Genomic DNA, 12877 nt, shown 5'->3' on the forward strand with positions numbered 1-12877 from the left:
GCCCACCATTTTGATTGCGTGCGTCGGAAAGATGGTGGGCACGGCGCGAGTGCGCCTTTGCCCACCCTACGAAGTCTCTGCTACCACCCCTCCAGCACGATCTTGCCGCGCGACTTGCCGCTTTCGAGCAGCGCGTGGGCGCGTTTGAGGTTGGCCGCATTGATCGTGCCGAAGGTCTGGTCGAGCGTGGTGCGCAGGACGCCCTTGTCGATGAGGTCGGCGACGTCGTTGAGCAGCTGATGCTGCGCGATCATGTCAGGTGTCTGGAACGAGGAGCGCGTGAACATCGATTCCCAGTGCACCGAAATCGCCTTGCCCTTGAACGTGCTCATGGTGAACTCTGGCGGATCGTCGATCAGGCCGAACCGGCCCTGCGGCGCCATGAACTCGGCGATCGATTTGTAGTGCTGGTCTGTGAAGGTGAGGCTCGCCACCAGCGCTACCGGCGGCAGCTTCAGGCTCTCGATCTGCTCCTTCATGGGCTTGCCGTGGTCGATTACGGCGTGCGCGCCGAGATCGAGGCACCATTTTTGCGACTCCGGCCGCGTTGCGGTGGCGAGCACCGTCAGCCCGGTGAGGCGACGCGCGAGCTGGATCAGGATCGAACCGACGCCGCCTGCGCCGCCGGTGATCAGCAGCGTGCGCGGATCGACGCTCTTGCCCGGCACTGCGCCGAGCCGGTCGAGCAGCAATTCCCAGGCGGTGATGGAGGTGAGGGGAAGAGCCGCTGCTTGCGCGAACGACAGGCTCCTCGGCTTGTTGCCGACGATGCGTTCGTCGACCAAATGGTATTCCGAGTTGGTGCCCTGGCGCAGGATAGAACCTGCGTAGAACACTTCATCACCCGGTTTGAACAGCGTCACGTCGGGGCCGACGGCGTCGACCACGCCGGCCGCGTCATAGCCGAGGATCTTCGTCTCGCCCTGGGGCGGAGCTGCGCGCTTGCGCACCTTGTAATCGACCGGATTGGCTGAGATCGCCTTCACGGCGACGCGGATGTCGCGCCCGCCAGGTTCTGGTTTTGCGGTCTCGAAATCGATCAGTGAATCCGCGTCCTCGATCGGAAGCGATTTCTTGTAGCCGACGGCCTTCATGGCTTGTCTCCATCAGATGGCTTTGTTCGCCCGCCGCCCTAACTGTCGCTCTGGCTCCGATTTGGCAAGTACTGTAAATTCGGGGATATAGTCCCTGTTTGGATACTATTGGGAAAAATACGCATGAAACGGCGCAATTTTGCCCGGCGCCCGGGCTGCTCGGTCGAGGCGACGCTGGACCTGATCGACGGCAAATGGAAGGGCGTGATCCTCTACCACCTCCAGAGCGGCACCCAGCGCTTCGGCGAATTGCGCCGCCGGATGCCCGGCATCACCCAGCGCATGCTCACAAAGCAGCTTCGCGCGCTGGAGGAGGACAAGCTGGTCATCCGCAAGGTCTATGCTGAAGTGCCGCCGCGGGTGGAGTACTGCCTTTCCGAGCTCGGCGAGAGCCTCAGGCCCGTGATCGATATCCTGAAGGCCTGGGGCGAGAGCCATCAGCAGCGGCTGTCCTGTGCGCCGCCGCCGGTGGTCGTGAAGAAGCCGAAACGCGCGGCGTAAGTGTCCGGGAGCGGACCTCGCCGCTCCCGGAAGCGATCGTGTCAGAACGCGAACTGCGTGCGCATCGCGACGGCATCGAACTTCGAGCCGACGTTGGCACTCGAGACCGCTGAAGCCTGCCTGGAGATGTCGCCATGCAGATAGTCGAGCATGAAGCGGACATTGCCGTTGACGTACCAGTTGAGCGCGAGCGTATAGACAGTCTGGCGGCCGCCGGCGATGCCGGTGGCGGTCCCGAGCTGATCATTGAGGTCGATCGTGGAGAAGCGTCCCGCGATCTCCCAAGCGCCCCAACCTCCGCCGTCGAGCGAGAACGGATGCGCCGGCTTGACGCCGCCATAGGCCGCATTCGCCGCGTTATAGGTCCGGCCTTCGCCCGTCAGCACGTAGCCGGCCTGCGCGTAGCCGCCCTGGAATTTGAGGCTCGGCGCGCCCAGCGGCGGCAGGCCGGTATTGGCGCCGCGGTCCACGTTGTACCAGAAATACTCGCCTTGCAGGATCAGCGGCCCGTAGGTCGCCGCTGCTTCGACGCTGTAGACCTGCGCCCCCGACGCATTGGCGATCGCGCCGGTCGTCGCCAGGACCGTCGGGTCGATGCGCAGTTCCGGACGATCGTTCAGCGTGACCGTCTGCGCTCCCGTCACCAGATTGCGCGTCGGCTGGATCAGCCATTCGGCATTGCCGCCAAGATGGACCGAATAGTCTTTGCCGCTGACGATCTGGCCCGCGACGCGGGCGACCGCGCCATACTGCTCGGTGGTGCCGTTCGGCGCAACGCTGGAGGCGGAATGGATCGCGCCCGTGGTTGGACCGGTGACGTAGGCGCCGGCCCAGAACACGTCGTTGTACCAGCGTGTGCCGATGGCCGAGCGGAAGTCGCCTGCGGCGATGCTGGTAGCGACGATGCCGGCCGAGGCTCGCTCCATGAACATAATGTCATTGGAGCTCGTGGCCTCATCGAGCGTGTAGGGCAGGTCCATGATGCCGCCTTCGATGGCCATCTTGCCGCCGAACGGCTTCAACCCCGTATAGCTGAGATAGGCGTTCTCGACGCCGGAGACGCCGCCGCCCGGAAGTGATCCCGGTGCGGTGCCGCCAAATCCGTCGGACGAACCGCCGAAGTCGTAGACCAGCGCGAAGTTCCAGTCGTGGAAGAACTTGCCGGTGACGCCGATGCGCGCGCGGCGAACGTTCTGGCCGCTGTCGAGCTTCTGCGGCACGGTGCCCGCGGTGTTGGGACGATAGTCATAGCCGCCGACATCCCAGTGCAGGCGACTGGTGATGGCGACGCAGTTCGCCTGGTCGGCGGTGCAAATGGTCGGCCGGTTGTTCGGCATGGTCACGACCACGCCGGAGGCGGGCGCCGGGCCCTTCACCGGGATCGCCGCATTGGCGTTGGCAACCACGGCCTTTGCCTCCGAGCGCGCCTCGGCCTTGGCCTCGGCTTTCGCTTCGGCCCTGGTTTTCGCCGTGGCTGCCGTGTTCGCCGCGGTCTGGCTCTGGAGCTTGTCGAGCTTCTGCTCCAGCATCTTCAACTGCTGCTTCAGCAGCGCGATCTCCTGCTCGCTGCTGCTTGCCGATTGGGCCTGGGCCTGCGAGGCCGCCAGCGCACCGGCGAGTCCAATCGCCGTGGCCGCAAATCTTGTCCTGCTCATGTCATGACTCCATCCTTTGACGAACTTCCCCAAGTCGTAACGGGAGAGCCTAGGTATGATCGATGACTGCCCCGCGACGCTGCACTGCGGTTGCGCGGTTCCCACTGGTGCAAATTCGCCGCAACCGAATCCACCATTGGGTAGAATGCTGGATGATGTGCGTCATGCCAATCTGTCGCGCCGGACGGATTTGCGATTTCGCACGGAGGCTGCATTCCGGTGACACCCGGAAGGGGTGAATATTGCCGCCGGGCGGCCTTCTATTGAGGGGCGAACGCGCCTATATTCCGGCGTCTTTTCCGAGAGGTAGGAATGTTTCGATCGATCCGTGCCGCCGTCATCACGGCATTGTGCATAGCGTTTTCAGCCCACTTCAATCCGGCCGCTGCGCAGGACCGCCGCGTCCCGTCGTCGCCGGCCGAGCTGCGGCTGTCCTATGCGCCGATCGTGCAGCGGGTGCAGCCGGCGGTCGTCAACGTCTATGCCGCCAAGGTGGTGCAGAACCGTAATCCGCTGCTGGACGATCCGATCTTCCGCCGCTTCTTCGGCGTGCCCGGCCAGCAGCCCGAGCAGATGCAGCGTTCGCTCGGCTCCGGCGTCATCGTCGATGCCTCCGGCCTCGTCGTCACCAACGTGCACGTCATCGAGGGCGCAGACCAGGTGAAAGTATCGCTGTCGGACAAGCGCGAGTTCGAGGCGGAGATCCTGCTCAAGGATTCCCGCACCGATCTCGCGGTGCTGCGACTGAAGGACACCAAGGAGAAATTCCCGACCCTCGACTTCACCAATTCCGACGAATTGCTGGTCGGCGACGTCGTGCTGGCGATCGGCAATCCCTTCGGCGTCGGCCAGACCGTGACCCACGGCATCATCTCGGCGCTCGCGCGCACGCAGGTCGGCATCACCGACTACCAGTTCTTCATCCAGACCGATGCGGCGATCAATCCCGGTAATTCCGGCGGCGCGCTGGTCGACATGAGCGGCAGGCTCGCCGGCATCAACACGGCGATCTATTCGCGCTCCGGCGGCTCGCAGGGAATCGGCTTTGCGATCCCCGCCAACATGGTGCGCGTCGTCGTTGCCTCCGCCAAGAGCGGCGGCAAGGCGGTGAAGCGGCCGTGGTTGGGGGCAAAATTGCAGGCGGTGACGCCAGAGATCGCGGAGAGCCTCGGTCTGCGCTCGCCGACCGGTGCGCTGGTCGCAAGCGTGGTGTCGAATGGCCCGGCGGCGAAGGCCGGTCTGAAATCCTCCGACCTCATCACCGGAATCGACGGCCAGACCGTCGATGATCCCAACGCCTTCGACTACCGCTTCGCGACCCGTCCGCTCGGCGGCACCGCGCAGATCGACTTACAGCGCGGCGGCAAGCCGGTGAAGCTGACCGTGGCACTTGAGAGCGCACCCGACTCCGGCCGCAACGAGCTCGTCGTCACCGCGCGCTCGCCATTCCAGGGCGCGAAGGTCTCGACCATTACGCCGGCCGTCGCCGACGAGCTGCATCTGGACGCCGACACCGAGGGCGTCGTGATCACCGATGTCGGCGGCGATACCGCGGCCGCAAATGTCGGCTTCCAGAAGGGCGACATCATCCAGGCCGTCAACAACCAGAAGATCGGCAAGACCGGCGACCTCGAGAAGGCCGCCGGTGAACGACCACGGGTGTGGCGCATCACGCTGGTGCGCGGCGGCCAGCAGATCAACGTCACGCTGGGCGGATGAGTCCGAAGCGACCACAGGAGACGCCAACCCTCTTTGCCGCGGCGGGGCTCGACCACGAGGCTCCGCATCCGCTGCCGGACCGGCTGCGCCCGCGCGCATTATCGGAGGTCGTCGGCCAGGATCACATCCTCGGCCCCGACGGCGCGCTGACGCGCATGTTGGAGACGCGCACGCTCGGTTCGCTGGTGTTCTGGGGGCCGCCCGGCACCGGCAAGACCACGGTGGCGCGGCTGCTGGCGGATGCGACCGATCTGCATTTCGAGCAGATTTCCGCGGTGTTCTCCGGCGTCGCCGACCTGAAGAAGGCCTTCGATGCGGCGCGCGCCCGCCGCGAGATGGGCAAGGGCACGCTGCTGTTCGTCGACGAGGTCCACCGCTTCAACCGCGCCCAGCAGGATTCGTTTCTGCCTGTGATGGAAGACGGCACGGTGGTCATGGTCGGCGCCACCACCGAGAACCCTTCCTTCGAGCTCAACGCGGCGTTGCTCTCGCGCGCGCGCGTGCTGGTGTTTCGCTCGCTCGATGCCGCCGCGATCGAAAAACTGTTCGCGCATGCGGAGGCGGTCGAGGGCCGCAAGCTGCCGCTCGACGCGGAGGCTCGCGCCGTGCTCGTGCGCATGGCCGACGGCGATGGCCGCGCATCGCTGACGCTCGCCGAAGAGGTCTGGCGTTCGGCGCGGGCGGATGAGGTTTTCAATGCCGCGCAGCTGCAGGAGATCTTGCAGCGCCGCGCGCCGATCTACGACAAGTCCGCCGACGGCCATTACAATTTGATCTCCGCACTGCATAAGTCGGTGCGCGGCTCCGATCCCGATGCCGCGCTGTATTATCTCGCGCGCATGCTCGATGCCGGCGAGGACCCGCTGTTCCTCGCGCGCCGCGTCGTGCGCATGGCGGTGGAGGACATCGGCCTTGCCGATCCGCAGGCGCTCGTCGTCGCGAATGCGGCGAAAGATGCCTTCGACTTCCTCGGCCATCCCGAGGGCGAGCTCGCGATCGCGCAGGCCGTGGTCTACCTCGCCACCGCGCCGAAATCGAACGCGGTCTACACCGCCTTTGGCACGGCGATGCAGGTGGCAAAACAGGCCGGCTCGCTGCTGCCGCCCAAGCATATCCTCAATTCCCCGACCAAGCTGATGAAGTCGGAAGGGTACGGCTCCGGCTACGAATACGACCATGACGCACCGGATGCCTTCTCCGGCCAGGACTACTTTCCAGAAGCCCTCGGACGCCAGACCTTCTACGACCCGCCCGAGCGCGGTTTCGAGCGCGAGATCCGCAAGCGGCTGGATTACTGGGCCAAGCTACGTAAGGAGCGAGGTGGCTGAGGCCAAATTGCCATTTCGTCGTGACGAAAGCGCGCTTTTGGGCTAGGCAGTCAACCATGAGCCGCCGCATCAAGAGAATGAACCCCAAGCCCCGCGAGCGCGATGAGCGCAAGGAGGCGCGCCCGCAACAGGCGCGCGGCGCGAAGACCGCAGGCCTGCGTCCGGGTGGCAAGCCCGGCGGCAGCAAGCCGCCGCGCTTTGCGGGCGAGCGCGCCGAGCGGCGTCCGCCCAAAGCTACGGTGGAAAAGCCTGCGCGGGAAAAGCCCGTCGAGACACTGCTGCCGACCAAGGTGCAGACCGTCACGGTGACGGCTGACGAGAACAACATGCGCGTCGACCGCTTTCTCGAGGCGCGCTTTCCCGGCCTGTCGTTCTCCCACATCCAGCGCGTCGTCCGCAAAGGCGAGCTGCGCGTCGACGGCAAGCGCGTCGACAGCAAGGACCGTCTGGAGGAGGGCCAGAGCGTCCGCATTCCGCCGCTGAAGCTCGACGCACCGAAGGCCGTCGGCGAGCTCTCGGAAGCTGCGCAGAAGACACTCAAGGCGCTGAAGGAGATGACGATCTACGAGGACGATGACGTCCTCGTCCTGAACAAGCCGGCCGGCCTCGCCGTGCAGGGCGGCTCCGGCATGACGCGGCACATCGACCAGATGCTGGAGGTGATGCGCGATTCCAAGGGCCAGAAGCCGCGCCTCGTGCACCGCATTGACAGGGAGACCTCGGGCTGTCTCTTGATCGCCAAGACGCGCTTTGCCGCCTCGCATCTGACCGGCGCGTTCCGCTCGCGGTCGGCGCGAAAGGTCTATTGGGCGTTAGTGCCGGGCCTGCCGAAGCCGAAGCAGGGCCGCATCTCGACCTTCCTCGCGAAGGAGGAGAGCGAGGACGACACCATCATGCGCATCGCCCAGCACGGCGACGAGGGCGCAAGCCACGCGGTGACGTACTATGCGGTGGTCGAGACCGCCGGCAACAAGCTGACCTGGGTGTCGCTGAAGCCTGTCACGGGCCGCACCCACCAACTGCGCGCTCACATGGAACATATCGGCCATCCCATCGTCGGCGACCCCAAATATTTCAATATCGAGAACTGGCAGCTGCCGGGCGGGCTGCAGAACCGGCTGCATCTCCTGGCGCGCCGGATCGTTATCCCGCATCCGCGCGGCGGCGTAATCGATGCCACCGCGCCACTGCCGCCGCACATGCAGCAGTCGTGGAACCTGCTCGGTCTCGATGCAGCCAGATTTGATCCGATCGAGAACGCACCTGAAGAATAGTCGGGTTGAATGGGGGCGACAGACCCACGACATGTCCCCCCATGACACGGCTCTCGATCTGTCTTTTGCTGGCGGCCGCGCTGTTCGTGGGGCAGGCCGCCCACGCGCAATATGTGCTGCCGGGTGCCTCGCGGCTCGCTCCACCGCTGTCTCAACCACCACCGCCGCCGAGGATCGAGGTGCCGAAGATTCCGCAATTCGACGCGCCGCCGCGCTACAACTATCAGCCGCTCCCGCGCAATTCGTTCAGCGATCGCGTCTCGAAGTGCCTCGACGACGCGGCGGCCGCAGGACTGGGCCCAGCCGATCGCGGTACTTATGCGCGCAGTTGCGCGAACTAGCAGCATGCATCCTCGTCCTGGCTTCGTCAGGACGGCACACGTAGTTTGGTTAGCAGAGCAGGATCGAAGAACCGACATGCGCGAACTGTTCGATGAAGCTGCGGGGCAGTCCCCGCCCGACCCACGCGAGGCGGCCCGGCAGTCCGCGCGCGCGCCGCTGCGCAAGCGCTTCTACAAGGCGGCTGATGTCACGGAGGCCGAGGGCGGCTTCGCCATCACCCTCGACGGTAAGCCGATCCGCACGCCCTCCGGCCGCCAGGTTGTGATCCCCTCGCGCGAGCTCGCCGTTGCGGTGGCCGCCGAATGGGCGGCCCAGGGCGAGACGATCGATCCCGTGACCATGCCGCTGACGCGGATCGCCAACAGCGTGGTCGAAGGCGTGATCGACCGCGTCGACGATGTCGTCGACGATCTCGCAAAATACTTCGAGACCGATCTTCTGTTCTATCGTGCCGGGCACCCCGAAGGGCTGGTTGCCCGCGAGGCCGCGCATTGGGACCCCGTGCTGTTCTGGGCCGCGCAGACGCTGGGCGCACACTTCATCCTGTCCGAGGGCATCATGCATGTGAAGCAGCCGGAGGAGGCGGTCAGGGCCGCGCGCGCCGCACTGCCGGGGGATGCCTGGTCGGTCGCGGCGCTCCATATGATCACCACCCTGACTGGCTCGGCGTTGCTGGCGCTGGCCCTGGTCCATGGCGCGCGGGAGGCCGGCCAGGTCTGGGCCGCCGCCCATGTCGATGAGGACTGGAACACCGACCAATGGGGCGTGGACGAGGAGGCAGCTAGCCGCCGGGCCGTCCGCGCGCGGGATTTCGACGCCGCCGTGGCGGTCCTGGCCGCGGTAAAGCCGCTCGTGGCCAAAGGTCCTTAACGAGAGGTTTACGACGGCGGCCTTAGGGTGGGACCAGTAGTCCCTGGGCCTCCAAGATGCCGACGCCGATCAACTCGATCCTTCCGGTTAGTGCCGCCAGCCCCGTGGCTGATGCGACGACGCCCGATCTCGTGCTTCAGGCTGGCAGCGTCGTGGACGCAAAAGTCGTGAGTGTGCTCGCCGACAATCTGGTGCGGATCGCAATCGCCAACCTTTCGATGGACGTGATGTCGGAAGTGGCGCTGTCGCCCGGGCAAAATCTCCAGCTCGCGGTGTCGCAGAACAACGGCGCCATCCGGCTCGCGGTTATGGGCGGGGCAGGCGAGGCAATTCCCGATCAGGTCACGCTGACGGCCCGCGCCGCCTTGCTGATGGAGAGCCCGCCGTTGGCGCCGTCCGCGAGCGCGATACGCAATACGCTGACGCCGTCGGAGCAGGTTGCCGTCACCGTGGCATCCGCCGAGGCCGTGACCAGGCAGGGCAGCCAGGCGCCGCTGTTTGCCAATCTCGCCGCGGTGGTCACCGGCAGCGATTTGCCGGCGGGTCTGAAGCAGGCCGTGCTGGACGTGCTGGCGCAGCAGACGCCACTCAACGCCGGGCTCGATGGCGGCGATATCGAGACTGCCTTTCAGAAATCCGGCCTGTTCCTCGAGGCCTCGCTGGCCACGGGCGCGCTGCCATCGTCGGGGGCAATGCCCGATTTGAAAGCTGCGCTGCTGGTGTTGCGCCAGACGCTGGCTACGCTCGAAGGGACCGCGCCCCAGGCACAAGGCGCCACGCCTCAGGCCAGTGCCACGGGCACAGCGCAAGCCGCTGCGCCTGCTCCAGCAACAGGCGGTGCCGTGCCGGCCGCAATGCCGTCAACCGAAGCTGAAATCGCCCAACCGCAGCAAGTGCCACGCAGTGCCACGCTCGCGGCCGCCGTACTGGCTGATACCGCCGCCGGCGCTTCGCAGGCCGCGATGCCCAGGACCGTGACCGCAGGCCTTGCCGCCAGCCTCTTGCAGGAGATGACGCAAAACCTGCCGCGCATGATCGGCAACGTGCCCGGCTCCAACAAGGCCGTGCCGGATGGCCACATCTTCGAGGCGGCCACCCATGCGACCACGCCGCCGCCGTTCCGCGGCGCATTGCCGGCGCCGCAGACCATCGCCGCGCCGTCGCTGGCGCCCGATACGCCGCTGGCCACCACGGTGCACCGCCTGCTCGACGACACCGATGCCGCGATCGCCCGGCAGACCTTGCTCCAGGTCGCCTCGCTCCCCGATCGCGTCGATGCCAGTGGCCACCGCATCGACCCGACCGTGCCGCAGTGGAATTTCGAAATCCCCTTCGCAACCCCGCAGGGCACCGCGATGGCACAGTTCGAGATCTCGCGCGATGGCGGCAATGAATCCGCCGATCCCGCCACGCGCGCCTGGCGTGCGCGCTTCTCGCTCAATGTCGAGCCGGCCGGTCCTGTGCACGCTTTGATCACGCTGAACGGCGACAAGACTTTTGTGCGGATGTGGGCGGAGCGGCCGGCGACGGCGCAGCAGCTCCGCGCCGGAATCGGTGAACTCAACCAGGCACTGACGAGAGCCGAGCTCAAGCCCGGCGACATCGTGGTCCGCGACGGCCTGCCGCCGCAACCGGCACCGGCCCGCGCCGGCCATTTCCTGGATCGCGCCACATGAGCGACCCATCCAAGCTTGCGATTGCCCTGCACTATGAGAAGGGTTCTGGCGCCCCGGTCGTCGTCGCCAAGGGCAAGGGCACGATCGGCGAAAGGATCGTCGAGATCGCCAAGGCCCATGACATCCCGATCGAGGAGAACGAGGTTTTGGCCGGAGCGCTCTCCAAGGTCGAGCTCGGCGAGGAGATCCCGCCGGACCTCTACAAGGCCGTCGCCGAAGTGCTGGTATTCGTGCTGCGATTGTCAGGCCGGGGGCGCTAGCACGCTGTCATCGTTTGACCAGATATGGGTGGCATTGTAGCCGTCACTTTCATCGTTCAACGGACTCCGCCTGTGCTCACCCGCCGTTCCACCCTCGGCCTTCTCGCCGCATCCGCCACCCTGCCGGCACGTGCGTTCGCCCACGTTGCCCCGCCGCGCAACGAGATCCGCGAAAGCCTCGCAAAGCGCTTCACCGACCTCGGCACGTCAGGCACGTTCGTCGGCTACAAGGTCGAGGACTATCTGATCGTCGCCAGCGACAAGGAGCGCTCGGGCGAGGCGAAGCTGCCGGCCTCGACTTTCAAGATTCCGAACTCGCTGATTGCGCTGGAGACCGGTGTGGTCACGGATCCCGACAAGGACGTGTTTCCCTGGGATGGCGTCAAGCGCCCGATCGAGGCCTGGAACAAGGATCACACGCTGCGCAGTGCGATCGCGGTCAGCGCGGTGCCGGTCTATCAGGAGATCGCGCGACGTGTCGGTCAGGAGCGCATGCAAAAGTATGTCGACCTGTTAGACTACGGCAACCGTGACATCGGCGGCGGCATCGACCAATTCTGGCTCACCGGGGCCTTGCGCATCGATCCGGTCGAGCAGATCGACTTCGTCGACCGGCTGCGCCGCCGCGCGCTGCCGATCAGCAAGCGCAGCCAGGACCTCGTCGCCGACATCCTGCCGGTGACCAAGGTCGGTGATAGCGTCATTCGCGCCAAGTCCGGGCTGCTCGGTGCCGAGCGCGGCGAGCCGTCGCTCGGCTGGATGGTGGGCTGGGCCGAGAAGGGTGAGGCCCACACCGTTTTCGCCCTCAACATGGATTGCAAGGAGCCGCGCCTCGTCGGCGAGCGCATGCCGCTGACGCAAGCCTGCCTTGCCGAGATCGGCGCGATCTAGCGTTACCGCGCCGGCGCTGCTCTCTCCAACGTCATTGCGAGGAGCTCTTGCGACGAAGCAATCCAGACATCTCCGCTGGATTGCTTCGTCCTGCCCCTCATGGGGAGGAGCCGGCAATGCGGGGCGTCTCGAACCATGAAGGCCGAGCCGTCGCTCCGGCCTAGCCCAGCTTGAACAGCGCCTGCAAAAACTCCTCCACGGCCTTGCGCGCTTCGGCGGCAGTCTTCGGATTGCCGCCGACATGCGGGTTGAGCTCGACACACGCGTCCTTGTAGGAGAAGGGCGCGTTGGTATCGCCATTCATCAGCACGCCGCCGTCGCCTTCCCTGATGTGGCAGTTGCGCACAGTTTGCGCATTGGCGGATACAGCGATGGCGTTGACACCGAGCAGGCCGCTGTCGAACCCGTGTGCGCTGTCGGGGTATTCGGTCAGCACGACGTCGCGCCCGGCGGCCTTGAGCCGCTCGACGAAGGCCTCGCAGCTCTTCACGGGATTGTAGTCGTCGGGCGCGCCGTGGAAGATGCGGATCGGGCGCGCGGAGACCTCGGCGTCGCTTTGGTATGTCGTCGAACAATCCGGATAAAAGGGGATGTAGGCCGCGAACTGGATACCGGACTTGTTCCAGAGCTTGTTGAAGCGCGCGAGGCTTGCATAGAGTGTCGCCTGTCCGCCGCGTGAAAAGCCCATCAGCACGATGCGATCAGGATCGACGCGCGGATGCTTCGCCAAAATCTCCAGCGAGCGGTAGATATCGACGATCAGATTGAGCCGGCCGAGCAGCGCCTGGTTCGGTCCCACCATCGTCAGCCCGCGGCCGGTAAACCCGTCGATCACGAAGGTCGAGATGCCCATGGCATTGAACGCGTGCACCCAGGCTTCGGTGGTGGCGCCGACTCCGCTGGAGCCGTGCATCAGCACCACCACGGGAAGCTTGCCGGTGCCCTGGGCCACCCGGAATTCGCCCGCGACCGTCACCGGCTTGCCGGCCGCCGCATCGCCGCTGAGAAATTGCTGGTCGGAGAGGGTGAGCGAGGGGATCGGATAGATCTCGGCGCGCGTGGCGACCTCCTTGGGGAGGGATTGTGCGTTGGCGAGCACGGTTGAGACGCAAAGTGCGATCAACGCGGCAGCGACGTGGAATGCCATTCGCATCGGATACTCCCTTATGATTTTCATGGAGTAGACCAACCGGCCTACGTGCTGTCAATTTGACACGCGGCGATCGGCTTCAGCGTCATGGCCGGGCTTGTCCCGGCCATCCACGAC

General features: G+C 65.7%; 12 protein-coding genes. 9 read left to right on the forward strand and 3 right to left on the reverse strand.

The genetic code is table 11. The features are described from left to right. Positions 1–80: 80 nt before the first annotated feature. On the reverse strand, positions 81–1094 hold the full coding sequence (locus NLM27_RS09300; protein WP_254143029.1) for a zinc-binding alcohol dehydrogenase family protein: 1014 nt from the start codon (positions 1092–1094) through the stop codon (positions 81–83). Positions 1095–1217: 123 nt separating this feature from the next. Between NLM27_RS09300 and NLM27_RS09305 the strand changes: the two genes are divergently transcribed. Continuing rightward, positions 1218–1595: a helix-turn-helix domain-containing protein gene (locus NLM27_RS09305; protein WP_157329219.1), complete on the forward strand. Its 378-nt coding sequence runs from the start codon at positions 1218–1220 to the stop codon at positions 1593–1595. A gap of 41 nt (positions 1596–1636) precedes the next feature. Here NLM27_RS09305 and NLM27_RS09310 read toward each other — a convergent pair whose 3' ends face one another. Beyond that, positions 1637–3250, reverse strand: a complete 1614-nt coding sequence (locus NLM27_RS09310) for an OprO/OprP family phosphate-selective porin (RefSeq protein WP_254143030.1) — start codon at positions 3248–3250, stop codon at positions 1637–1639. Positions 3251–3562: 312 nt separating this feature from the next. Here NLM27_RS09310 and NLM27_RS09315 point away from each other — a divergent pair, with 312 nt between their 5' ends. The 8 genes from NLM27_RS09315 to NLM27_RS09350 all read left to right on the forward strand — a co-directional run bounded on the left by NLM27_RS09315 (position 3563) and on the right by NLM27_RS09350 (position 11610). Continuing rightward, complete coding sequence (locus NLM27_RS09315; RefSeq protein ID WP_254143031.1) at positions 3563–4969, forward strand: DegQ family serine endoprotease; 1407 nt, start codon at positions 3563–3565, stop codon at positions 4967–4969. Continuing rightward, positions 4966–6297: a replication-associated recombination protein A gene (locus NLM27_RS09320; RefSeq protein WP_254143032.1), complete on the forward strand. Its 1332-nt coding sequence runs from the start codon at positions 4966–4968 to the stop codon at positions 6295–6297. Before NLM27_RS09315 ends, NLM27_RS09320 begins: the two co-directional genes overlap by 4 nt. A 56-nt stretch (positions 6298–6353) precedes the next feature. Further along, on the forward strand, positions 6354–7571 hold the full coding sequence (locus NLM27_RS09325; RefSeq protein WP_254143033.1) for an RluA family pseudouridine synthase: 1218 nt from the start codon (positions 6354–6356) through the stop codon (positions 7569–7571). A gap of 41 nt (positions 7572–7612) precedes the next feature. Beyond that, positions 7613–7912 (forward strand): hypothetical protein, encoded by a 300-nt coding sequence (locus NLM27_RS09330; protein ID WP_254143034.1) that lies wholly within the window; start codon positions 7613–7615, stop codon positions 7910–7912. A 76-nt stretch (positions 7913–7988) separates the two neighbouring features. Next, positions 7989–8783, forward strand: a complete 795-nt coding sequence (locus NLM27_RS09335; RefSeq protein WP_254143035.1) for an ATP12 family chaperone protein — start codon at positions 7989–7991, stop codon at positions 8781–8783. A 56-nt stretch (positions 8784–8839) separates the two neighbouring features. Further along, positions 8840–10459, forward strand: coding sequence for a flagellar hook-length control protein FliK (locus NLM27_RS09340; protein WP_254143036.1), 1620 nt, complete (start codon positions 8840–8842; stop codon positions 10457–10459). Next, entirely contained in the window at positions 10456–10719 is a 264-nt protein-coding gene (locus NLM27_RS09345) for an EscU/YscU/HrcU family type III secretion system export apparatus switch protein (RefSeq protein ID WP_254143037.1), read from the forward strand. Before NLM27_RS09340 ends, NLM27_RS09345 begins: the two co-directional genes overlap by 4 nt. 24 nt (positions 10720–10743) lie before the next feature. Continuing rightward, a complete protein-coding gene (locus tag NLM27_RS09350; protein ID WP_256569948.1) occupies positions 10744–11610 on the forward strand; it encodes a penicillin-binding transpeptidase domain-containing protein in 867 nt (288 codons plus the stop codon). Between the two features lie 160 nt (positions 11611–11770). Here the strand turns inward: NLM27_RS09350 and NLM27_RS09355 are convergent, their stop codons facing one another. Beyond that, a complete protein-coding gene (locus NLM27_RS09355; protein ID WP_254143039.1) occupies positions 11771–12763 on the reverse strand; it encodes a dienelactone hydrolase family protein in 993 nt (330 codons plus the stop codon). Positions 12764–12877 lie beyond the last annotated feature (114 nt).

Origin of the sequence: Bradyrhizobium sp. CCGB12 (genome assembly GCF_024199845.1) — a bacterium.
Lineage (GTDB): Bacteria > Pseudomonadota > Alphaproteobacteria > Rhizobiales > Xanthobacteraceae > Bradyrhizobium.